Genomic DNA, 24,492 nt, shown 5'->3' with positions numbered 1-24,492 from the left:
CTTAAGTTTTAAATTCTTTCCAGTTTAAATTGCCAAAATGTTCCTGATCCAGTACCTGTTTCAATACTTACACTTATTGTATTATTATCTATAAAAGATACATTGTATGTAACAAAATCTGGTGCATCTGCAGGATTAGAAAGTTCTCCTGTATTTGTGCCTTTAGGCAAACCAATATAAGCTCCTAAACCGTTTAAGGTTAAAACATTATTATCGTATGTAAATGTTGCAGGATTTGAACCATCGTGAGGCGCAACAGGTGTTGCACAGCCATCGGCTCCATTTTGCCAACTCTCAACCCAAGTTTCTGAACCTAAAACATTTTTAAAAGAACCATCAGCCCCAAAAATATAAGCATCATCATAATAACAAGCTCTGTCGGTAACACAAGCATCATCACAGTTCCACCAAGAAATATCGCCAACTGATGGACCAACACCTAAAGCACCAGCTTCTTGAGCCAATTGCCATGTTCCCGTTAATGGTGACGCTACAACGCCTTCTCTAACTAAAGTAAATTGCCAAAATGTTCCAGAACCTGTTCCTGTCTCTATAACAACTGATATTGTGTTCGGATCTATAAATGTTGCACTATAAACAATTGATTCTGGCGCATCCGCAGGATTTGAAATCTCACCAGTATTTGTACCTTTTGGAAGCCCAATAAAAGCTCCAATACCATTAAGGGTAATTGTATTTTCATCTGCATTATAAACATAAGTAGCAGCATTAGAACCATCATGTGGTGCAACCGGAGCAGCACAACCGTCGGATCCATTCTGCCAGCCTTCTACCCAAGTTTCTGAACCTAAAACGTTTTCAAATGAACCATCTTCATTAAACACATAAGTATCATCATAATAACATGCTCTTTCCGCAACGCAAGCGTCATCACAACTCCACCAAGAAATATCTCCTGCGGCTGGACCTACGCCTAAAGCGCCAGCTGTTGAAGCTACCTTCCATGTACCCACAATTCCTGTTTCAACATCCGAAGGTACTTTGTAGAAATATAGGTTATCTATAAAAATAGTGCCCTCTCCTGAATTTACACCTTCAAATTTAAATTGAATAATATTAGAAAAATCAACTGCTGGATTTTGATCTGTAAAGGTAGATAATGGAATATCAAAAGAAGTCCATTGATCCTGATTCAACTCTAAAGTCACAGCAGTTTCATTAGGCCCTGCGCTAATAGGTGACATTTTAGCATCAAAATCTGCATTTGCTGTCCAAACATCTACATGTATAAATTCCATTGCAGAAGCATCTAAAGGCACACTGCTAAAATCAATTCCTTGGTAAGTAATATCTCCGTATTGAATAATGTTATCACCACCTACTTCAATTTGTGTGTACGTTGTAGTTTGCCCCCAATTAGGATAATAATCTATTGGACTAGGATCTGTATAAGAATCACTAAAAACTGAAAGAACATCGGCTTCTGATCTAATTGGCGTTGGAGCACCTTCTAAAGGCTGTAATATTGCTGTAACCACAAACTCTTCGCTATATTCTGTAGTTTCAATAGCCGCACTTTTTGCAACAACTTTAATAGTATAAGTTCCTGCCTCTGCGTATTGATATGAAATGGTTTCTTCTAAATTTAAAGCCATTGGAGTTTCATCTGTAGACTCTCCAAAATAAACTTCGTACATGGTAGCAAAATCTGCTACAGCAGAAAGGTTTACTTGTTTAGAAATAGCCGCATCGTTTTCAATAGTTACCACTAAATTTTCTGGAGCCTTAAAAGACACCACAACACTTTGTGTAACAATTGTAGTTAATCCGTTTAGACTTACTGCTGTAATTGTAGCCTCGTAAGTTCCTTCTTCGTAAACGTGTTCGATACCATTTCCTGGTGTAATTTCAGTTACTTCTTCCGAACCATCGCCAAAATTAACGTTATAACTTACAGCTCCTTCCGCCAATGGCGTAATAGTTACCATACCCGTGTTATCTTGTGTTACGCTTACTGCTGCCGTAACGTTTGTTGGAGCGGTGATTTTATCGGCATAATCTAAATTATCATCTTCTGCACAACTAATAGCTACTAGTGTAAAAAGACATAAACTGAATGCATATTTTATAAATCTCATCATGTTCTGTTTTTATTAATAATTATCGTTTTGCACCCAGTTTCCGTTTGAAAATTGGATTTCTTCAATAGGAATAGGAAATACTTCGTTTTTACCTGCTGTAAACCCGTCGATTTCTGCACCTCTACCTGTACGCACTAAATCGAAAAAGCGATGACCTTCACCTACCAATTCTACACGACGTTCATGAGCAATAGCATCGGTAAGTGTTGCTCCAGTAGATGTTACATCGTTTGCTGTTCCAAACGCTCTTTCACGCACACGGTTTAAATAACCTTGCGCCTTACTATCACTAATTTCTCCACGGTTATAAGCCTCAGCAGCCATTAATAGCACATCTGCAAAACGAATAGCACGATAATTATTTGGATTTGTTAAGTTTTGATCGCCTGTGTTTAAATCTCCTTTACGTGCAATATATTTTCTATTGAAATATCCAGTATGCTCATTTCCTTCTCCATAAGTTGCATTATTTGCTGTTGCCCAAGCTTCAATATCTAAAATAGCAACATCTTTACGTAAATCTCCAGCTTCAAACTCGTCTACAACTTCTTGTGTTGGCACGTTAAAACTAAAACCAGAATCGAAAGTTGGTCCGGTGTAATTTCTAATACCATTAAATCCAACAGCCACATTACCTTCACTACATTGTAAACACTCAAAACCAGCTCCTTCAGCATCGGAATATTGAACCTCAAAAACAGATTCTATATTATTCTCTCCATCGGTTTCGAAAATTGTATCGTAATCACTAACTAAATCATAAGGACCTTCTGTAATTAATTGATCTAAAACTGTTGTAGCCTCAGTAAATTTATTTTGGTATAAATACGCTTTACCTAACAAAGCTTGTGCAGAACCTTTTGTTGCTCTACCTACTTGTGGAGCTATATAGTTTAAATTATTAACTGCATATTTTAAATCGGCTTCAATTAAAGCATACACATCTGCAGCTGGCGAACGTGGAACACTTGTTTCATCACCTAAAACAAAACGTGTTTCTTTTAACGGCACATCACCAAACCATTTTACTAATTCGAAATAATAGTAAGCTCTTAAAAAGTGAGCTTCACCTAAAATAATTTCTTTGCCTTCAAAATCTGTTTTATCTTGAAACTCCAAAATAAAGTTAGCACGGTTTACACCTGCGTACATCCATTCCCAAAGCTTTTTTAATTCAGCATTAACTGGTGTATGTATCATATCATCAATTTGCTGCCAAGCCACAACATCAGTTGCACTTTCTCCACCACAAAGGGTGTTATCTGAAGCTATTTCACCTAAAACAACATTTAAGTAAGTAGATTGCAATAAATCGTAAGCACCAACAAGGGCGTTGTAATAATCGGTCTCGGAGTTGAAATAGCTTTCAGAATCTATGCTGTATCTATCAACTTCTTCTAAGTAAGAATCTCCACAAGAATTAGCGCCTAACACTAAAACCAACAAGAAGAATCCTTTAAGTTTATTTATATATTTTTTCATCTTTTAAATATTTTATATAGATAGGTTTAAGCCTAAAATGAATTGTCTTGAAATTGGGTAGAAACCATAATCGATACCACCACCAATAGCGTCGCCATTAGTTGCAGCAGGATCGTAACCGCGGTATTTAGTTAACGTAAAAGCGTTGTTTACTTTAGTATAAATACGGAATTTGCTAATCCCTAATTTATCGATAACATCTTGCGGTAACGAGTAGCCTAATTGTATATTTTGCATTCTTAAGAATGAAGAATCTTCGACATAGAAATCTGAAAACAATTTATTAGTTGTTGCCCCAGTAGTAGCTCTTGGCACAGAATTACTTGTTCCTTCGCCAGTCCAGCGGTCTAAATATAAACTTAAGCGGTTTACGTTAGGTTGGTCACGCTCGTAGTTACGCACTGTTTCTTTACCTAGCTCAGCATACATATATGCACTGAAATCGAAATTTTTATAGTTGAAATTAAAGTTTAAACCCATAATATAATCTGCTTGAGGCTTACCTATATAAGTTCGATCGTCTATTGTAATTTCTCCATCTTCATTAACATCTACAAAACGAATATCTCCTGGAGCTGCTGCAGACCCTAAACCAACTTGCGAAGGTGCTGCATCTACTTCTGCTTGATTTTGAAAAATACCGTCAGATTTAAGTCCGTAGAAATAACCAATTGGCTGCCCTACTTCCATTCTAGCAATTGATGGTTGCCCTACACTAAAAGAACCTCCTTCGGAAACAACGCCATTACTAACTGCTGTTACTTCTCCATTAATTTTAGTAACATTATAGCTCACACCATATGAAAAATCATCAGATACAGATTCTTTATAGTTTAAAAATAACTCAACACCTCTATTACGTGTTGTACCAGCATTAACTGTTGGCAAACCTGCTCCTGGCGCACCTCCTCCTAAAATTCCTGAAATAGGGAAGTTTTCTATTAATAAATCATTTCTGTCTTCAATAAAATAATCGGCTACAATTTCAAGCTTGTTATTAAACAAATTCATATCTAAACCAATATCCAGTTTCTCTGCAGTTTCCCAAGAAGCTTCTGGATTAGGTATTCTACCATTAGCCGTACCAGTTACTAAAGTTCCATCCAGAACATAAGTAGCCTCACCACTTAATAAAGCGCGGTATAAATCGTCTCCAACATTATTACCTAATGTACCGTAACTTGCTCTAAGTTTTAAGAAGTTTATAACTTCGGAATCTTTTAAGAAATCTTCATCAGAAATTTTCCAACCACCGGTAGCCGAATAGAAGTAATCAATTCTGTTTTCTGGTGAAAAATCTGAAGAACCATCACGACGTACCATAGCAGATAGTAAATATTTAGAATCATAATCATATTGCAATCTTCCGAAGTAAGATGATAATCTAGAATCGTAAATATAAGAGCTTGTAGATTTTGCTTCACTTAAACCATTGGCTAAAGAAATATCGGCAAATTCCCAAGAATTGTTTGGCACATCGAAACCTGTACCTTGCAAATTATCTCCCCATGCACGTTGCGCACTAGTACCCAATGTAAAAGTTGTATTGTGCTTTTCGTTAAATACTTTATTGTAAGTCGCAAAAGTATCCCAAGTATAAGAGTTGTTGGTGTTTTGAGTTTGTATTACACTACTTCTGTCGTTATTAAAAACCTTACCAGAACCATAACCTACAATTGGAAAAAATTCTTTTTTGTTATCATTATAAGATTTTAAACCAATACGAGATGTTACTTTAAAACCTTCGAAAGCTTCATATTCTAACTGAAATGTACCCTCAATAGAATTTCCAGAATACTTATTAAAAGTATTTGATATTTGAGAAATTGGATTCACAACCTCATTCCCTAAAAATCCAGAAGTATCTTGTTGATCTATGCTATATGTTGGCGCATAATTAAGAGCATTAAATAGTGGTGTACCCAAAGCGTTTTCGCCAATTGTTTTTCTGTTATTATTGAAATAGTTAGCCGACGTGGTGAATTTCAATTTTTCAGTAATATCGAAACCTAATTTAATTTTAGCATTTGCACGACTAAAATTTGATTTATCGCTAGCAATAATACCATCTTGTTCTAAAACCGAACCACCAAAATAATACGTACTCTTTTCTCCTCCACCCGTAACAGATAAATTATGACTTGTTATTGGTGCTTGATCGAAAAGCTCACTTTGCCAGTTAATACCTGTACCTAAACCACTAATATTTGGATAAGGCAATGCTTGGCCATTGGCTGCATAACTTTCGTTTAAAATTAAAGCATATTCTGTAGCATTCAAATAAGGTAATTCGCGCGTGGTTTCTTGAATTCCTGTGTAACCGTTATAGCTAATTTTAGCTGCAGAGTTTTTCTTTCCTTGTTTTGTAGTTACTAAAACCACCCCATTTGCTCCCTGAATACCATAAATGGCGGCTTGAGCATCTTTTAAAATAGAGAACGTTTCAATATCGCTTGGATTAATAGAGTTTAAATCCCCCTTATAACCATCGATAATCACTAATGGACCATTATCTCCGTTAGAACTTACACCACGGATTAAAATATTAAAATTTCCACCTGGTGAGCCAGAAGGTGATGTTACCGAAACCCCGGCCGAAGTGCCTTGTAAAGCTTGTGCAGCATCTACTGGGCGTAAATCTTCTAAAGTGGCAGCGCTTACAATAGAAACTGCTCCCGTTACATCTTTCTTTTTCTGCGTACCATACCCCACAACAACTACCTCATCTAGTTGTGCTAAATCTTCTTTTAATTGAATGGTTAAACTTTTGTTGCTTGTAATTACTAGTTCCTGCGTTATATATCCTATATAACTAACTGAAATAGTTGCTCCGTTTTTCACTCCTGATAATACGAAGTTACCATCAAAATCTGTTGTAGTTCCTTTAGTGGAATTATTAACAATGATGTTCGCTCCAGGAATTGGAAATCCAGATCCGTCCTGTACATTTCCGCTTATATCTATATTCTGTGCACCTGAGTATGCCATGAAGAATAAAGCTAAAATTTTGAATAGCGTGTGTCTCATAAATTTGTTTAGTTTTTGTTTATCATAAAGTTAAGTTAACAAATTAACGTATTAATAAAAATCACCTCAACAAAAAACATACATCGTAAAAAAAGGTCGTTAATTTTACTAAATCACCAATAAACACAAGCTTTTAAAGTTCAACCTCTCTTTTGATATAAACTGTTAAAACCATGCTAAATTCAACGATGTTGTGGTAATGTATAGGTGATAAACTAAAATGTTGTGCTATTTTTAGACTAAAAAAATGAGATTTTCGTGGAATTTAGAGTACAAACGTATTTTTAACTAAAAAGATGTAGCATTTTCTCTTGATATTATATGAATAACACTAGCCAATAACCTTTAATCAACATAAACAAAACACTATAAAACTACAGCTCTAAAATATAATTTGTTAAACTTGTTTCGTGAGCGAGTTCCATTTTCTTTCTTAATCGATATCGCTTTACCTCAACGCTACGCGGTGAGATATTTAATAAAGGAGCAATTTCTTTAGAAGATAAGTTTAGCCTTAAATAAGCACATAAACGTAAATCGTTGGCGGTTAAACTCGGGTGTAGTTGCTTTATTTTTTTTAAGAAATCTTTATCTGCGTTATTAAAAGCTTCTTGGAACAGATTCCAATCGTCAGTATTATTAATGTTTTTATCAATAATTTTTATAACGTGTTTTAGTGCTTTTCCATCTTCAACACTAGTAAGTTCCTTCTTTAAACTGTTTAAAAACTCATTCTTTTTTATTAAATTCATTGTAGACATGCCTAGCTCTCGATTTTTAGCCTCAATATCTTCACGTAATTTATCATTTTTAAAACGCATAAGTTTCTGGTTGTTTTCGAGTTCTTTCAACTCAAATTCTCTCGTCTTTTTTCTCAATAAGCGTTCACGCTGTTTTTTATAATAACGCTTATAAACCATATGCATGAAAAAGGAGAACAACATTATGAGTACAACATAGCCTAATAAAGCCATATTGGAGAGAAACAATGGACGCTCTATCCTAAATGTATACGATGCCGAATTTTGCGTTTCAGATTTCCCCACTCTGCCATTAACCACAAAGGTATAATCGCCATAAGGCAGGTTTTCAAACAACACCTCTCCACTACTACTCCAGTTACTCCATGTATCATAAAACCCATCTAACTTATATTGATATTCGGGCTTTTGTATTTTTAAATACTGAGGAATACTATAGCTAAATTTTAAATTATTATCGTTGTTTAAAAAAGATTGCGAGCTATTTAAATCAACAAACCTAAAGGTGTTTTCATCTTTAGAAGAACTCACTTCAACTTGATTTATGCTTATTTCAGAAGGATAACTTTCAATTTTCTTTAAGTCGAAAATAAAATAACCTGTAGCCGAACCTATTAAAAACTGCTCCTCGGCAATATGGGTAATATTCTCAAAACCTGTAATGTCTTTTCTAACTTCTGAAGGAAATATTATGCTTTCTATTTTCTGCTCTCCAGTTAATTTTGATACTGTTAAATAATCTAACCCTGTGGTTGATAAACTCCATAATTTATTGGTTTCTAAGTCCGGAATTAACTTACCAGAAGAATAACTATCAAAATGAATTAACCGACTTAAAAGCGTGTCTTTTTTAAATGCATTACTCGTATTATGATATTTAAAAACACCATTTTTTGTAGTGTACAACAATTCGTTATTAAACTTTACAAAACTAGAGGTTAATCCTTTTTCGACTAATTCATCCTTCTTAAAACTTAAGGCATTATGTAACGCACTATCAACTTCAACCTTAAAAACACCTTTGTATTCATGACTAACTAAAATATGTTGTAAATCGATAAACTCAAAATAGCGACTAGAAATATCAAAACCTTCGATTTTGTTCCTAAACGTCCAATTTCCATCAACTTTCTCTAAAATATTGAAACCATCATAATTCCCTTGCATCAACAAATCTTTCCGACCTGGTACCGTTTTAATTTGCCAGGTTCCTTGCGCATTAGATATTTTTTCTACCTGCTTATCTTCAACTAGAAACGTACCAGAATTATGACCACAAAACAACTTACCATCAACCACCTCTAAACACCATACTTGTCCTTGCGTTTTAGGGACAAACTCAAATTTATCAATACTATTAACAGGCTTACAAAACAAACCTTGGTTAGAACCGAGGTACAACATACCCTTGTAAACCTTAGAAGCATAAACACTCCCTATCATCCCATCATTATCAAAATATTGCAGGTAAGGCGATTTACTATTTATACAGTTAATGCCATTATCTAAACCCAGCCAAATATTTTGATCTTCATCCTCAAAGAGAGACAATACGGTATTATTACTTAACCCATTAGACTGGTTAATACTATATTTTACATGCCCTTCATTTGTTAAATGTATTAAACCGTTAGAAATAGTACCAAGCACAAAACTTTGATCCCGAAGTTGGATACCACTAAATACACTTACACCATCTAAAACATGTTCCGACGGAATGGTCCATGGTTCTAATTCACCATTACTATATTTGAAAAAACCACGATCTTGTGTAAGAATGAGTAACGCTTCGTCTTGCCTAAAAACATTTACAATTAAATTATCTTGAAGAATAACATCACTAGAAACCAAAACATCAACCCCATTTTCAATTTGATACAAGCCTTTATTTACATTCTGAAAATATAAACGCTTACCAACCTTAAACAACTTGGACATTTTCGATTTAGAGTCGACTACACTATATGTTTTTTTAACTTGATCGTAAATATGAATACGATCTAAAGATTGAAATAGAATCCAATCTTCTAATCTTAAAATATTCCAAACCTCTTCATCTTCTAAAAATTCAACCTGAAGCGCTTCGGAAAGTGAGGTGTATTTCAATAACCCTAAACGATCTCTTTTCCATGAACCAAAACCACGAAAACTACCTGTATAAACTAAAGAATCTATAACTTTCACCGACCGGATAATGGTTTCTTTTGGTGAGTGATACAAATTCCATTTAGCACCATTAAATTCCAACAACCCTTTATTATTGGCAACATAAATATATCGATCTGAAGATTGAGAAATAGACCAGTTTTGGTTTTCTCCACCATAATCTTCGGGGGTGTATGTTTGTATTGGTGGGAATTCTTGGGAATTCGATGTAAAAACGAAGCTTAAGAAGACATAAAATAGGAAATGATAACCCTTTTTCATTTTTAGTACTAGTGTTGGGTTAACAAGGTAATAAATATCTACTAAATAAAGACTTTTAAATAATATTGTATAGGTATCTAAGCACCCTTACCAAGACAACAAAACCGCTTAAACACCTTATAAATAAAACAAAAATTGCTTTTCAATATAAATAAAAAAAAATAAACAATATAACTTTTGGTATAGGTAAAAACTACTAAATCTGCTCTAGAAGCAATACGGAATCACTAGATTTAATAGAAATTTCACCATTAATTACTTCAGATAAAACTCCAGAATAAGCATCACGGATTTTAGCGCCATTTGAAAAAACACCCGAAACATCAATAGTTTTTTCTCCTTCTGGATAGTTTAAACCTACCATAACAACATCTTTAAAATCGCCTTTTTCAAAACTACGAGTAAACAAATAAGGCGTCTCTAATATCATGTTATGCACACCTGCACCAATAGCAGGATGATTAGCTCTAAAGCGACCCAATTTTTGCCAATGCTTTAAAATAGATTGCGTTTCTGTATTGTTTTCATAATCATTCCAATTCATAAAAGAACGCAATGTAGCATCGCCTACTGTGTTTTCTATAACGAGTGGTCTTGCCAATTCATCTCCATAGTAAACCTGCGATGCACCAGGACATAATAATAATTTGGTTGCCGTTTCAAAACATTTTTTACGATTAGCATCAAATGGTTGTCCGTCGTCGTGAGAGGTTAAATAATTTAAAACGCCATAACCTTTTAAATCCCCATTCAACACATCGGAATAACGCTTAAAAACCTGCTCCATTGGTCTTTGACCTAAGTTCCATTTGGCTTCAAAATTAATTAAAGCCTCGAACGCGTTATCAAAATAATTTACTTTTCTATCACCAAAATCAAATGCTTTTCCGTTAGATATACCATAATTATAAACCTCCCCAACTAAGTAAAACCGATTATCATCTAATACTTTTTCTGGATTTTGCTTTTTATATTCCGCAAAAGCGTAATCGCACTCTGCCTTATATTCTTGCCAAACATATTCCTCGGTATGTTTTACGGTATCTACGCGGTAACCATCAATACCATATTCGGTAATATAATCGGTTAGCCATTTCATAATATAAAATCTAGGCGCTCTTGGGTGTCCTGTGCGTTCAAAAAACGCATCTAACTCGGCTATTTCTTCATCATAACGCCCTTCATCTTTCCATTTCTGAGTTAAAAGCGGTGGCAAATCTACACTATTATTATTTTCCGTTTTAAGATCTGGTAAGTTTTTAACGAGCGTGCAAGCCACAGTATGCTCGTAATTATCGTAACTACATTGCGGACCGGTACGCACCCAATCTTCTGGCCAAACCGGATCTTTATCGGTCACAGGCCCTGTATGATTTATTACAGCATCCAATAGAATACGAATTCCGTTTTTATGAGCCGTTTCAACCAACTCATGCAAATCTGCTTTAGTTCCAAAATTAGGATCTATAGCCGTCCAATCACGTGTCCAATACCCATGATATCCATAAGTTAAACCCGTACCCTCATCTGTACCACCATGAATTTGCTCAACAATAGGCGTCATCCAGATGGCATTAATACCTAAATCAGTAAAATAACCATCTTTAATTTTTTGAGTAACACCCTTTAGATCTCCACCTTCGAAACCACGAAGCTTACTCGCTTGCTCCGTCCTTTCAAAATTAACATCATTACTAGCATCTCCGTTATTAAAACGGTCGGTAAGTAAAAAATAAACGTTTGCACCTTCCCATACAAACGGTGCTTTTTCTTTAGATGTAACAGCTTCCATTTTTACAGTTTTATTGCAACTTGTTAAAATAAATAGGACTATAATGCTGGCAAGAATATGTTTCATTTTAGTTGATGTTTTAATTTTAAACCTATTTATTTTATATGAATTACAAATTATTTTCTACTGATATTTATTCCATTTTTAATAAGAAAGACTCTAGCGGTTTCAACTTAATTTCGACAGAACCGGTTCTGTTTTCAACTATTAATTGTGATAAAAACTCATTGTATAATTGATCTTTTAACAGATACGTTCCGTCTTCTAAATCCAAATGCTTCAATATATTCTCTGGAATTTTTAATTGAAATTCAAAACTGTTTTCAGCATCGAAGTTTGAAATCACAATAAGCTTTTCAGAAGTACTCCAACGCACAAAAGAGAAGACTTTATCTGTATAGTTTTCAGTATGCTCACGATTATATTGATGAATATCGCCATAATCGCCCATTAATGCAGAGCTGTGTATTGTAAAATTTAAAAGGCGTTTATAAAAATCTCTTAATTCCCTTTCGGAATCTGTTAATTGTCCACCATCAAATTGCTTGTTATTTACCCAACGTTGATGTGCAGGTACGCCAACATAATCAAAAATAGATGTTCGGGTAGGATCACCAAATCCCGGGTTTTCAGAACCATCTTCACCTACTTCTTGTCCAAAATAAATCATGGTTGGCGCTGTAGTTGATGTTGCAGAAATCACCATTGCAGGTCGTCCCTTTTCAGCATTACCAGCAAAATCCGGACTCGCCAAACGTTGCTCATCATGATTCTCTAAAAAGTGAAGCATATGATGCTCAATATCTTTCAAATCGTCTAAAATTTGTGGGATATAATCCGTTTTGCCATATCCTTGCACCACATGTTTTAAGGTATCATAGAACTGTACTTTATCATACAGATAATCCATTTTTCCTTTTTTAATATAATCGCGATATAAACTCGGGTTATAAACCTCAGCCAATAGAAACGCCTCAGGATTTTTCATTTTTATAGACGAATTCATAAAACTCCAAAATTCCACAGGCACCATTTCGGCCATATCATACCGGAATCCATCGACTCCGAAACCTAACCAATATAAGGCAATATCTCTAAATTTCATCCACGAGTTTGGCACCGTTTTATCTTGCCAAAACTCAAAGTGTTTTTTGTATGTTTCATTCTCGAAACCATTAGGCAATTCATCAAAACCTTTTACGCCTTCTGGCGAAATACCATAATTAACTTTTACAGTCTCGTACCAATCATTCATATTTGGTCTAGATGCACTCGTTCCGTTACCAGTCCATTTTGCAGGAAACTCTAAAAACGCACCATCGACCAATTCCGTACTGCGGCCACCTAAAGGCACATAATGATGCTCCCAATTAGGAACCTCAAAGTTTTCCTTTGGGTTATAATAAAAATTGTTATTTACATCGTAAACTACCGTTTTATTATCGGTTTCCCCAAAATCTTGCACACCTTCTGGTTTAGAAATACTTTTATAATTTCTAGCTACGTGGTTAGGTACTATATCGATAATGACCTTTAAACCTGCAGCGTGGGTGCGCTTAATTAAAGCTTGAAATTCCTCTAATCTATTTTCTACATTTACCGCCAAATCTGGATTAACATTATAATAATCCTTAACAGCGTATGGAGAACCGGCTCTTCCTTTTACAACATCGGGATCGTCGTTAGAAATACCATATTCAGTATAATCGGTAATTACATCATGATGTGGCACACCTGTGTACCAAATATGAGTAACACCCAACTTTTTAATTTCAGATAAAGCTTTATCCGTAAAATCGTTAAACTTACCAACTCCATTTTCTTCAATAGTTCCCCAAGGTTTATTATTTGTATTTGTATTACCAAACAAACGCGTAAACACTTGATAAACCACTTGTTTTCCACTCGTTACAACTTCTTGTGGCTCCATGGTCTCAACATCCATTTTCTCTTCCTTTTTACAACTCATTACGAGTAATAAAAGTACAAATATGATATGTTTTATGGCTTTCATTTCAATGTTTTTTTTTGAATAAAACGGACTATTATACAAGATTTTCTAATGTTATTTTTTCAATAAAAAAGTTAAAGGAATATCTAAACGCTTATTCCATGAATTTTCTGAATGATCTGCTCCTTTAAATTCTAAATTCGCCGAATTATCACTAGTATAACCACGAGCTTTTAAAATTCTATTTATTTCGAGTGTAAATTTAGGGTAATAGGCATCTAATGTTTCTGTTCCATAATCGAAATATATTCGATGAGATTCCGGATTAGGCAAATTCAATTCCATGTAATCTAAAATAGCTTGGGCTATAGGATTGTTTTCTTTTGGCTCAGCACCTTCCCAATGGGTAGATAAACAAGCTGCTCCACCAAAAACATCAGGATACTCACACAACGCATACATACTCATAAGACCACCCATACTCGAGCCTGAAACGACTGTGTTCTCTTGGTTTATATATACTGAAAATTGAGAATCGATTAACGGCTTTAATTCTTCAACTAAAAATTTCAAATAATTATCGCCTTTAAATTTCAAACTAAAATCTCGAGATTCAGCTTCGCTTATAATCGCTTTCTTATCTGCTTCTGATAAATAATTGATTGCTTTTTCAGGAAACAAATCTTGCCAACGAATTTCTGGAATATTATGAATTCCAACCACTATAAAATCTTTGATAATATCTTCCTCTACTAATTTTAACCCCCACTCGTCTACTTTCCATTCTTGTTGGTTCCATGTGGTTGTAGAATCGAATAAATTTTGACCATCGTGCATGTAAAGTACAGCGTATTTTTTATTTTCTGAATAGTTTTCGGGTAACCAAACATCTACAGGTCGTGGTGTAATATATTTTGAAGCCAAGCTATCCATTCTAAGCAATATGCCACCAGCCAACTGTGCATTTTCTAAGGTTCTAATCATAGGTTTAGTAATTAGTTCTTCTTTAACAAAACCATCGGATTCTGCCATTTCTTTACAGGAAATAAATAGTAAAACCGAAACTACAATAATGCTAAACTTCATTTTAAATGTTTTTTAAATTATAATTTCGTGGTATAAACAAGACTTCCTTTTTCTTTTAAAATTATACGATCTCCCCAAACAAATGTTTCGTTAGTGATAATGTTTTTTAAGGTTTTTCCTTTTAAGCCCACTTCCGCATAGCGAGTTAAATCTAATGTTATTGGTGTGTTGTTTTTATTTATAATATGCACAACAACCTCATCATTAAGCGTTCTAAACAAAACATAAGTTCCTTTAAAAGGTGCAAAATGCAACGTTTCTCCGTTATGAATTGCTTCACTGTCTTTCCTGAAATTAAGCAACTTTTTTAAATACAATTGCATATCCTTTTGCTCGTTACTTAGGCCTTTTCCTGTAAAGGCATTCACGGCATCATTTTGCCAACCACCAGGAAAATCGGTACGGATTAAACCATGATCGCCAGGCTTTTGGAAATCATTCATTAAAATCTCGGTACCGTAATAAATTTGCGGAATTCTAGGCATAGTTAAAATATAACTCAGTGCTATTTTTGTGTTTGGAATATCGCCTTTAAGCTGTGTAAAAATGCGGCTCATATCATGATTATCTGGAAACACCATTAAATCTTTAGGTGACGCATAATAGAAATCGTTCGCCAAACCTTCATACATTTTTACTAAACCTTCATCCCAGGTTTCTTCTTCATTTAAAGCCTTCACAATAGAACTCTGCATAGCAAAATCCATTGGTGATTTTAAATTAGAATCGTATCCATCACGATTATTAGCACCATCTTGCCAATAACCTATAAGTAATGGATTTGTACTCCATTCTTCGCCAACTATTGAAAAATTAGGATATTCCGTCATAATACTTCCAGCCCACTCACTCATAAACGCTTTGTCCGGATATGGATAAGTATCTTGACGAATACCGCCCAAACCAACTGTTTCTACCCACCAAATACTATTTTGAATAATGTATTTTGCCATAAATGGATTACGCTGATTAAGATCTGGCATAGCCGACACAAACCAACCATTCGCCATTTCTTCTTTATCAATTTTAGAAGCGTATATATCTTGATTACTAGTACGTCTATGATTAGATGTTTTTAATTTGCCTCCATTTTCAAAATTTTCTTGATAGTTAAGCCAATCTTTAAAAGGTAAATCTTTCATCCACCAATGCGCGCTTCCGCAGTGATTAGCAACTTGGTCCATTATCAACTTTATACCACGCGCTCTACTTTTATCAGCCAATTCTCGATAATCGTCTAAGGTCCCAAATCGCGGATCTATTTGATAAAAATCGGTCATTGCATAACCGTGATACGACGAGTTTGCCATATCATTGGTAAGTAACGGACAAGGCCAAATGGCCGTAAAACCCATATCGCTTATGTAATCTAAACGTTGCGTTATGCCTTTTATATCACCACCGTGGCGCGCATAATTATCTTCTCTATTAATTGTTTTCTCGTTTAGCGTTTCATCAATATCATTGCTCGTATCACCATTTACAAAACGATCTGGCGTTATTAAATAAACCGCATCGCTACTATCAAAACCAACAAAATCTGCCGCTGGAGTTTCACGAGTTTTTAATTGATAGGTTTGAGTTAATTCATTCCCGTCTTTAAACTTAAAAACAATATTAAATTGTCCTGCTTTGGTTTCTTTTGAAATATCTAAATCGATAAAAAGATAGTTTGGACTATCGGCTTTATTTACTTTTTTTATTGAAACTCCTTTATATGAGATTTTTGGAGTAGCAGCCGAAATATTTGGATGTTTAACTAACAATTGCAACTCGGTATTTTTAAAACCGACCCACCAATGCATTGGTTCAACCCGTTCAATTTCGTTTTTAATTTCAATACTAGAAACCACATCTGCTTCTAAAACAGAAGCCTCACTATTTTGTTTACACGATGTATTTAAAACAAAAAAAGAAACCACTAAAAGTGCAAAACACCATTTATTAATATTTAGACAATTCATAATAACATGTATTTTCAAATTATTTAATTTCCATAATACTAATAGCGTAACCACCACCAGGAACAGATAACTGCGATAATTTAGACTTACTTGTTACTGTTTTTGTAGTTATTTTATATGCCTGCGGATTAGTTTTGTAGTGCGCATCTTTAGCATCGGCATAAATAGTAGCTTTATACTTTTTTCCTTTTTCTAAGAAATCGAATTTAATGGTTGAAACTCTAGATTCGTTACCATTTACATTACCAACAAACCAATTGTTTGTTCCTTTTTCTTTTCGAGCAATAGTAACATAATAACCTGGTTCAGCTTCTAAATACGTGCTTTCATCCCAATCTAAAGCGACATCTTTTATAAACTGAAAAGCATCCATAAATTGCTCGTAATGTTCCGGTAAATCTGCCGCCATTTGCAACGGTGAATACATAGTAACATAAAGCGCTAATTGATTAGCAATAGTGCTATTTACATGCGAATTATTATCAGGGTTAAGCTTACTAATATCCATTTCAAAAATACCAGGCGTATAATCCATAGGACCACCAATTAAACGTGTAAACGGTAAAACTGTAACATGGTTTGGCTTAGAGCCTCCAAAGGCCTGAAACTCGGTTCCACGTGCAGACTCGTTTCCTATTAAATTAGGATAAGTTCTACTAATTCCAGTTGGCCTTACAGCTTCATGAGCGTTAACCATAATTTCATAATCTACAGCTTTTTCTACACAATATTGAAAATGATTTACCGTCCATTGTCCGTAATGGTGTTCTCCTCTTGGTAACATATCACCAACATATCCACTTTTAACGGCATCGTAACCATGATCTTTCATAAATTGATAAGCCTGATCAAGATGACGTTCGTAATTTCGTGCCGAGCCAGAAGTTTCATGATGCATTATTATTTTAACTCCTTTAGATTTCGCATAACTATGTATAGCCTCTACATCAAAATCTGGATATGGTGTTACAAAATCAAAGACATAATCTTTCGATTTTCCAAACCAATCTTCCCAACCTTCATTCCAACCTTCAACTAAAACACCATCAAAACCATGTTCCGAAGCAAAATCTATATATCGTTTTACTTTGGTGTTGTTTGCTGCATGCGTTTTATTTGGTTTAACCTGAGTATAATCTGTAATTCCGAGCTCTACACTTGGTAATTCATCGGTGTATTGCCAAGAACTTTTTCCGGTAATCATTTCCCACCAAACACCAATATATTTTACTGGCTTAATCCAAGATGTATCTTCAATGGCACAAGGTTCATTTAAATTTAATGTTATGTTAGACGCTAGTATATCGCGAGCATCATCACTTACCATAACGGTTCTCCAGGGTGAAGTGCATGGCGCCTGCATATAACCTTTATCACCTTTAGCATCGGGTGTTAACCAAGACTCGAAAATCATGTTTTCATCATCTAGATTAAGATTCATACAAGAATAATTAACAAGCGCAGCTTCGTGTAAATTAATATACAAACCATCGGCTGTTTTCATCATTAAAGATGTTTGAACTCCTGTTTTAGAATACTGTTCTTGTGAAGCATTATCGGTTAAAGCCGTATCAAACAAACTTCTAATTTCTGATAATTTAGATTCCGTAAAATCGTATTCCTGAGAATCGTAATCCCCAGGAATCCAAAAGGCTTTATGATCGCCAACCATAGCAAATTGAGTTCGCTCTTCTTTTATTACAAAATAAACCAGATTTTCTTGCGAAGGAAACTCGTAACGAAAACCTAAACCATCATTAAACAACCTAAAACGAATAACTATTTTACGCTTCGTTTCTATTTGAGTTAATTCTACCGCCAATTCGTTATAATGATTGCGAATATCTTTGGTTTCTCCCCAAACAGGCTGCCAAGTCTCATCGAAAGTTACTGTTTCTGTATTCGAAATTTCGAAGCTATTTAATAACGATTTTTCATCATTTTTTAACTCCAATCCTAAGTGGCTTGGCTTTATTACTGCTTTATTTTTGTATGCTAACTTATAAGTTGGCACACCATTTAATTCTAAAGAAAACTGCATCACTAAATCTCCATTTGGCGATTTAAGTTCTTGAGAATTCCCTTCTATTACTGAAAACAAAACAGCATATATCAATATAAATAACTTCATAATTTCTTTATTCAATTAAACTGTTAACAAACTATTTCGAGAAATGGTTACCGGTGAATTATTTACTAAAATTTGTAAATCTGAATCGCCTTCTAATTCGAATTTAGCACCCGATTGATTAACATTCACTTTTAAAATATGGTGTCTAAAATTCACTTTAAATGAATATTCATCCCATTCCTTAGGGATTTTTGGAGTGAAAGAAAGCATGTCATCTTTAACACGCATACCGCCAAAACCTTCTACAATACTCATCCATGTACCAGCCATAGATGTAATATGTAAACCTTCGTGAACTTCATTATTATAATCATCTAAATCCAAACGAGACGTTCTTAAATAAAACGTGTACGCCTGCTCCATACGATCTAACTTTGCGGCTTGAATACTGTGTACACAAGGTGATAATGAACTTTCGTGAACCGTAAAAGGTTCGTAAAAATCGAAATGACGCTCCAACTCTTCGTTAGAAAACTGATCTTCAAAAAAGTAAAAACCTTGTAAGGTATCGGCTTGCTTAATGTATGGTGAACGCAGAATACGATCCCAACTCCATTTTTGATTTATTGGTCGTTGTGCTTTCTCTAAGTGATCTACAGTAATTAATTCTTTATCTAGAAAACCATCTTGCTGTAAGTATATTTGTTTTTCTTCTGAAAAAGGAAAATACATATTTTCAGCAACCGCTTTCCATTTGTTTAATTCCGCTTCTTCTAGTTTTACTTTATTCATTACTCTAGCAAAATCTGAAGGATATTCACTTTCAATTTTTGATATATTTTCTAAAGCATAATTAATACACCATTGCGCTAAATAATTGGTGTAAAAATTATTATTTACGTTGTTTTCGTACTCATTCGGACCTGTTACTCCTAAAATAACATATTTGTTTTTAGCTGAAGAAAACGTAGCGCGTTGCTGCCAAAAACGAGCAATTCCAATTAAAACTTCTAAACCTTTTTCTGGGATATAGCTATAATCGCCCGTGTAACGATGGTAATTAAAAATAGCAAATGCTATGGCACCATTTCTATGTATTTCTTCAAAAGTAATTTCCCATTCATTATGGCATTCTTCACCATTCATGGTTACCATTGGGTATAAAGCCGCCCCGTTTGTAAAACCTAATTTTCCGGCGTTTTCAATCGCTTTTTCCAAATGATTGTAACGGTATTCTAACAAGCTTCTCGCCACGTTTTGATCTTTGGTAGCCATATAAAACGGAATGCAATACGCCTCGGTGTCCCAATACGTGCTACCACCATATTTTTCGCCGGTAAAACCTTTTGGTCCAATATTTAATCGAGAATCTTCACCTAAGTAAGTTTGATTTAGTTGAAAAATATTAAAACGAATACCTTGCTGCGCTTTCACATCTCCGGAGATTGAAATATCAGACATGCTCCAAATACGCTCCCAAGCTTGTTTTTGTTCGTCTAACAAAACATCAAACCCTTTTTCTGTTGCTAAATTCAATACGTTTTTTGCAGCAGAAATAAGTTCATTTTTATCGTGATTAGTATCTACAACATAACCACCAAACTTATTGATAGCGTAGGTTTCACCTTGTTTAACCTGATTAGAATAACTAAAAGAAATACTATTAGAATCACTTTCAATTACTGGTTTTATAGCAACAGCAGTTCCATTAACAAAAACCTCCGATTCCATAAAAGTACAGGTATGAAATTCGGTTTTCATGGTTTTAGCCTCGATAAAAGCCTGATTGTTTTCATTACAAACCTTTAAAGTATCCCAAAATTCATCATCCCAGTTGGTATCTTCATTTGTAATTCCAGAATCTAAATAAGGTTGAAACACCACTTCTGCATCAGTACTTATTGGTTTTACACTATATTCAATTGCTCCAACTTCGTCTAATTCCAAACTTAAAAAACGTTTGGCTTCCACCTCAATTACCACATTATTTTGTAGTGTTGCTGTAAAACTACGCGACAACCAACCAGCTTTCATGTTAAGCTCTCTCCTGAAATTATCAACAACTTTACAAGTATGTAAATCCAATTGTTCTCCATTTACAGAAACATTAATACCAATCCAGTTTGGTGCGTTTAATACTTTTGCGAAATATTCGGGGTATCCATTTTTCCACCAACCCACACGCGTTTTATCTGGATAATACACGCCAGCAATATAACTTCCCTGAAACGTTGGTCCAGAATATTGCTCTTCAAAATTAGCACGTTGCCCCATAGCACCGTTGCCAATGCTGAATAAACTTTCTGAAGATTTTACGCGCTCGGCATTGAAACCTTCTTCTATAACGGACCAATTATCTGGTTTTATATAATCTTGATTCATCTGTTTTATATTTTGAGAGAAAGGCTTAACCGCAATGTATCACCTTTCTGTTTTGTCTTCTTTCTAAATTATATTTTACTACTTATTGCTTATACTTTCAATAAAATCTGCAGGGATTTCCGTAAGATCATTAAAGCTATAATCGGCCTCACTTAACGTGTCTTTATCACCAATACCAACAGAAACCATTTGCGCTCTATTTGCTGCCTCTACTCCTGCAATGGCATCTTCAAAAACAATACATTGCTCTGGCTTTAGGTTTAGTTTTTCGGCTCCAATTAAAAATACTTCAGGATCTGGTTTGGCTTTAGAAACACTATTTCCATCAACAATACCTTTAAAGCGATCAAACAAGCCAACTTGTTTTAAAATTAATGGTGCATTTTTACTTGCAGAACCTAGCACGTATTTAACACCTAGTTCATCTAAACTATCCAATAATTTTTCGGCACCTGGTAAAATTTCATCAGCTCCCATTTTATGGATATACTTGAGATAATGCTCATTCTTACTTAATAAAACTTCTTGTTTTTTTTCTTCGGAAAGCGTAACGTTTCCAAGTCCTAATAAAATTTCTAAAGAACGTACGCGGCTCACACCTTTTAGCAGTTCATTATTTGCTTCTGTAAACTCAAACCCCAAACTATCGGCAAGGCTTTTCCATGCTAAATAGTGATATTTCGCGGTATCTACAATAACACCGTCTAAATCGAATATTACTCCTACTGTATTCATTTTTATATTTAAGATTGATATGAAATGGCCGATTTGTTTGTAATTAGAAAATTACATAAGCCTGCAATTATTAAACTTCCTCCTGCCACAAGCATGGCATTTATGGCTTGATCGCCAATTAAACTCGACACATAATTGATGCCTCCAAGAGCTGCAATTATTTGTGGGATAACAATAAACATATTGAAAATCCCCATGAACACTCCCATTTTTTTTGGATCTACCGAACTAGACAGCATAGCATAAGGCATGGAGAGAATACTACCCCAAGCAATACCTACTAAAGCGAAACAATACTTTAAATTTTCGGGACTCGAAATATAATACATACCAATAAAACCGAGACCTCCCAAGATAAGAGACCCCATGTGCACGTACTTTCGGTTAATATTTCTTTTTGATGTGTAAAACGTTAAAAGCAAAGCAAAAACCATAGAAGTTAATCCGTAAATCCCCATGGCGGAACCTACTAAATTCGATGCTTTTTGAAATGTTGTGTTTGCGACATTAAAAGCTTCTTCTTGAGCAAGAACACTCATATCATAACTCGCTTCAATAGGAGCAGGTGCATTAAAAATATGCTCGGTTAATGCCGGGTTTGCCATACTCCACATGGTAAAAAACGCAAACCAAGAAAAAAACTGGATAACACCCAACTTCTTCATAGTTAATGGCATGTTACCAATATTGTTTACAATGTCTGGAATAAACCGGTTTTTCTTTTGCTTCTCTTTTTCAAAGGCTTCCATGTCTTCAGGAGGATATTCTGAAGTTGTAAAAATGGTATACAAAACACTCAACAAAAAGATAATAGCACCAATAGCAAAAGCAACTTTCACCGACATAGGCACAACACCTTGTGGCGCAGCATCGGAAACTCCTAACTGAGAAACCATCCAAGGTAAATTACTAGCTACCCAAGTACCAATACCTATAACAAGCGTTTGTACTACAAAACCATAAGATCGTTGAGATTCCGGTAATTTATCGGCTACTAAAGCACGAAAGGGTTCCATTGAAATATTAATGGAAGCATCTAAAATCCATAAAAATCCGGCAGCCATCCATAGCGCAGAAGAATGTGGCACAAAAAATAAAGCAATAGAACTTAACACAGCACCTACTAAAAAGTAAGGGCGTCGGCGGCCTAATTTTGAATGCCATGTTCTGTCACTCATATAACCAATAATTGGTTGTACAAGTAAACCCGTTAAAGGTGCAGCAATCCATAACAACGGAATGTCATCATGACTAGCGCCTAATGTTTGAAAAATTCGAGACATAAAGCCTCCCTGAAGTGCAAATCCAAATTGTATCCCTAGAAATCCGAAACTCATGTTCCAAATTTGCCAGAAACTTAATTTACGCTTTTCCATTAAATAGTATATTAAAGTTAATACTATTTGATAAGCGGTTTTATACCAATTTCAATAAAAAAGAATATCGATATAACTTATCAAAACTTAAGTGAGAAGTGAAAATATAAGTTTTGATTTCGGTGTAAAGATATGAAAGATTTTAAATTTTCAAAGAAAAAAAATTATTTAGTAGATTCTCTTTCAATTATTTCGGTCTCAATTACTAGTTTTATAAAGTCCGATTTAGGGTTACTATTTACAATAAACGAGTCTGGTTCTACATCTTCAGATTCCAATCTATCTATCAGTAAATTAGCGGCTTGCTCCCCTATTCTTTGTCCATGTTGACTCACTGTTGTTAAAGTTGGTGTGGCGTGTTTAGAAAGTACACCATCGGTAAAACCAATAACCTGAATATCTTCCGGGATTTTCAATCCTATTTTTTTTGCCACCTTCATGGCTGTAATAGCATACAGTTCGTTTACTGCAAAAACACCATCAATATTAGGGTTTAATTCGAAAAACTTATTAATTTCATTCTCTAAAAACTCCAGATGATCTGCAGAATTCAAACTATCGTTAATTTTTAAAATTAAATCGGAATTCGGCTCAATATTATTACGCTCCAAAGCCTCTAAATATCCTTGTGTTCTAAGTCGGCCAACACTTACATAATCCATAGTTGTTAAAAGCGCTATATTCTCGCAACCTTTATTAATAAGCATGTTTACCGCTTTTACTGCACCGTTAAAATCATCAACAATAACCTTATCACAATCCACCTCACTCACCACCCTATCGAACATAACAATAGGCATGCCTTGGTTAATGGTAGCATGAAAATGGTGATAATCTTGTTTAAGTAATGTTTCTTTAGAAATAGAAAGAATAAACCCATCAATACTACCATTGGCAAGCATTTCCATGTTTATAATTTCTTTGGTAAACGACTCGTTAGATAACCCTACAATTACATTATAACCTCGTTTATTGGCCACACGCTCAATACCAAAAATAACGGTTGAGAAAAAATGATGCACAATCTCAGGTATTAAAATCCCTATGGTTTTTGTTTTTCTATTTTTTAAACTCAGCGCAATATTATTGGGCCGGTAGTTATAAAGTTTAGCAAATGCTTGTATTTTTTGCGTGGTATCTTCACTAATCTCTTTGCTTCCGCTTAAAGCTTTGGACACCGTAGATATGGAGACCTCTAATTCGCGGGCAATTTGCTTAAGGGTTATTTTTCTTTTCATTGAAGTAAATTAACAAAAAATATACTTAACACCATAAAGTTACGACATAATTTATCACGGCTCAATTATGTGAAATTGATAATTTAAGACTTAAATAA

General features: G+C 34.6%; 13 protein-coding genes. All 13 read right to left on the bottom strand.

Annotated features, from left to right (window positions below; genetic code table 11):
- Nucleotides 1–8 precede the first annotated feature (8 nt).
- The 13 genes from DFQ06_RS11315 to DFQ06_RS11255 all read right to left on the bottom strand — a co-directional run bounded on the left by DFQ06_RS11315 (nt 9) and on the right by DFQ06_RS11255 (nt 24,394).
- Nucleotides 9–2,102: a hypothetical protein gene (locus tag DFQ06_RS11315; protein ID WP_133967788.1), complete on the bottom strand. Its 2,094-nt coding sequence runs from the start codon at nt 2,100–2,102 to the stop codon at nt 9–11.
- Between the two features lie 12 nt (nt 2,103–2,114).
- On the bottom strand, nt 2,115–3,584 hold the full coding sequence (locus DFQ06_RS11310; protein WP_133967786.1) for a RagB/SusD family nutrient uptake outer membrane protein: 1,470 nt from the start codon (nt 3,582–3,584) through the stop codon (nt 2,115–2,117).
- A 12-nt stretch (nt 3,585–3,596) separates the two neighbouring features.
- Entirely contained in the window at nt 3,597–6,611 is a 3,015-nt protein-coding gene (locus DFQ06_RS11305) for a SusC/RagA family TonB-linked outer membrane protein (RefSeq protein WP_133967784.1), read from the bottom strand.
- Between the two features lie 374 nt (nt 6,612–6,985).
- A complete protein-coding gene (locus tag DFQ06_RS11300; protein WP_133967782.1) occupies nt 6,986–9,799 on the bottom strand; it encodes a helix-turn-helix and ligand-binding sensor domain-containing protein in 2,814 nt (937 codons plus the stop codon).
- A gap of 196 nt (nt 9,800–9,995) precedes the next feature.
- Nucleotides 9,996–11,657, bottom strand: a complete 1,662-nt coding sequence (locus DFQ06_RS11295; RefSeq protein ID WP_133967780.1) for an alpha-amylase family glycosyl hydrolase — start codon at nt 11,655–11,657, stop codon at nt 9,996–9,998.
- A gap of 67 nt (nt 11,658–11,724) precedes the next feature.
- Nucleotides 11,725–13,605, bottom strand: coding sequence for an alpha-amylase family glycosyl hydrolase (locus DFQ06_RS11290; RefSeq protein WP_133967778.1), 1,881 nt, complete (start codon nt 13,603–13,605; stop codon nt 11,725–11,727).
- 51 nt (nt 13,606–13,656) lie between these two features.
- Nucleotides 13,657–14,628 carry an alpha/beta hydrolase gene (locus DFQ06_RS11285; RefSeq protein WP_133967776.1) on the bottom strand — a complete coding sequence of 324 codons (972 nt, stop codon included), beginning with the start codon at nt 14,626–14,628 and terminating at the stop codon, nt 13,657–13,659.
- Between the two features lie 17 nt (nt 14,629–14,645).
- Nucleotides 14,646–16,592, bottom strand: coding sequence for a glycoside hydrolase family 13 protein (locus tag DFQ06_RS11280; RefSeq protein WP_133967774.1), 1,947 nt, complete (start codon nt 16,590–16,592; stop codon nt 14,646–14,648).
- Nucleotides 16,593–16,611: 19 nt separating this feature from the next.
- Nucleotides 16,612–18,723, bottom strand: coding sequence for a glycoside hydrolase family 97 protein (locus tag DFQ06_RS11275; RefSeq protein WP_133967772.1), 2,112 nt, complete (start codon nt 18,721–18,723; stop codon nt 16,612–16,614).
- 15 nt (nt 18,724–18,738) lie between these two features.
- Nucleotides 18,739–21,045, bottom strand: coding sequence for a glycoside hydrolase family 65 protein (locus DFQ06_RS11270; protein ID WP_133967770.1), 2,307 nt, complete (start codon nt 21,043–21,045; stop codon nt 18,739–18,741).
- A gap of 78 nt (nt 21,046–21,123) precedes the next feature.
- Nucleotides 21,124–21,780, bottom strand: a complete 657-nt coding sequence (gene pgmB / locus DFQ06_RS11265; RefSeq protein WP_133967768.1) for a beta-phosphoglucomutase — start codon at nt 21,778–21,780, stop codon at nt 21,124–21,126.
- An 8-nt stretch (nt 21,781–21,788) separates the two neighbouring features.
- Nucleotides 21,789–23,156 carry an MFS transporter gene (locus DFQ06_RS11260; protein WP_133967766.1) on the bottom strand — a complete coding sequence of 456 codons (1,368 nt, stop codon included), beginning with the start codon at nt 23,154–23,156 and terminating at the stop codon, nt 21,789–21,791.
- Nucleotides 23,157–23,320: 164 nt separating this feature from the next.
- Nucleotides 23,321–24,394 carry a LacI family DNA-binding transcriptional regulator gene (locus DFQ06_RS11255; protein ID WP_042499472.1) on the bottom strand — a complete coding sequence of 358 codons (1,074 nt, stop codon included), beginning with the start codon at nt 24,392–24,394 and terminating at the stop codon, nt 23,321–23,323.
- Between the last annotated feature and the right edge of the window lie 98 nt (nt 24,395–24,492).

Origin of the sequence: Algibacter lectus (assembly GCF_004368925.1) — a bacterium.
Lineage (GTDB): Bacteria > Bacteroidota > Bacteroidia > Flavobacteriales > Flavobacteriaceae > Algibacter > Algibacter lectus.
The sequence above is the reverse complement of the archived record's forward strand: the minus strand, read 5'-3'. Positions and strand labels throughout refer to the sequence as shown.

What these genes read in the sequence shown, in the direction of transcription:
- DFQ06_RS11315 (WP_133967788.1), bottom strand. Translation starts at nt 2,102, where the DNA reads ATGATGAGATTTATAAAATATGCATTCAGTTTATGTCTTTTTACACTA.
- DFQ06_RS11310 (WP_133967786.1), bottom strand. Translation starts at nt 3,584, where the DNA reads ATGAAAAAATATATAAATAAACTTAAAGGATTCTTCTTGTTGGTTTTA.
- DFQ06_RS11305 (WP_133967784.1), bottom strand. Translation starts at nt 6,611, where the DNA reads ATGAGACACACGCTATTCAAAATTTTAGCTTTATTCTTCATGGCATAC.
- DFQ06_RS11300 (WP_133967782.1), bottom strand. Translation starts at nt 9,799, where the DNA reads ATGAAAAAGGGTTATCATTTCCTATTTTATGTCTTCTTAAGCTTCGTT.
- DFQ06_RS11295 (WP_133967780.1), bottom strand. Translation starts at nt 11,657, where the DNA reads ATGAAACATATTCTTGCCAGCATTATAGTCCTATTTATTTTAACAAGT.
- DFQ06_RS11290 (WP_133967778.1), bottom strand. Translation starts at nt 13,605, where the DNA reads ATGAAAGCCATAAAACATATCATATTTGTACTTTTATTACTCGTAATG.
- DFQ06_RS11285 (WP_133967776.1), bottom strand. Translation starts at nt 14,628, where the DNA reads ATGAAGTTTAGCATTATTGTAGTTTCGGTTTTACTATTTATTTCCTGT.
- DFQ06_RS11280 (WP_133967774.1), bottom strand. Translation starts at nt 16,592, where the DNA reads ATGAATTGTCTAAATATTAATAAATGGTGTTTTGCACTTTTAGTGGTT.
- DFQ06_RS11275 (WP_133967772.1), bottom strand. Translation starts at nt 18,723, where the DNA reads ATGAAGTTATTTATATTGATATATGCTGTTTTGTTTTCAGTAATAGAA.
- DFQ06_RS11270 (WP_133967770.1), bottom strand. Translation starts at nt 21,045, where the DNA reads ATGAATCAAGATTATATAAAACCAGATAATTGGTCCGTTATAGAAGAA.
- pgmB (WP_133967768.1), bottom strand. Translation starts at nt 21,780, where the DNA reads ATGAATACAGTAGGAGTAATATTCGATTTAGACGGTGTTATTGTAGAT.
- DFQ06_RS11260 (WP_133967766.1), bottom strand. Translation starts at nt 23,156, where the DNA reads ATGGAAAAGCGTAAATTAAGTTTCTGGCAAATTTGGAACATGAGTTTC.
- DFQ06_RS11255 (WP_042499472.1), bottom strand. Translation starts at nt 24,394, where the DNA reads ATGAAAAGAAAAATAACCCTTAAGCAAATTGCCCGCGAATTAGAGGTC.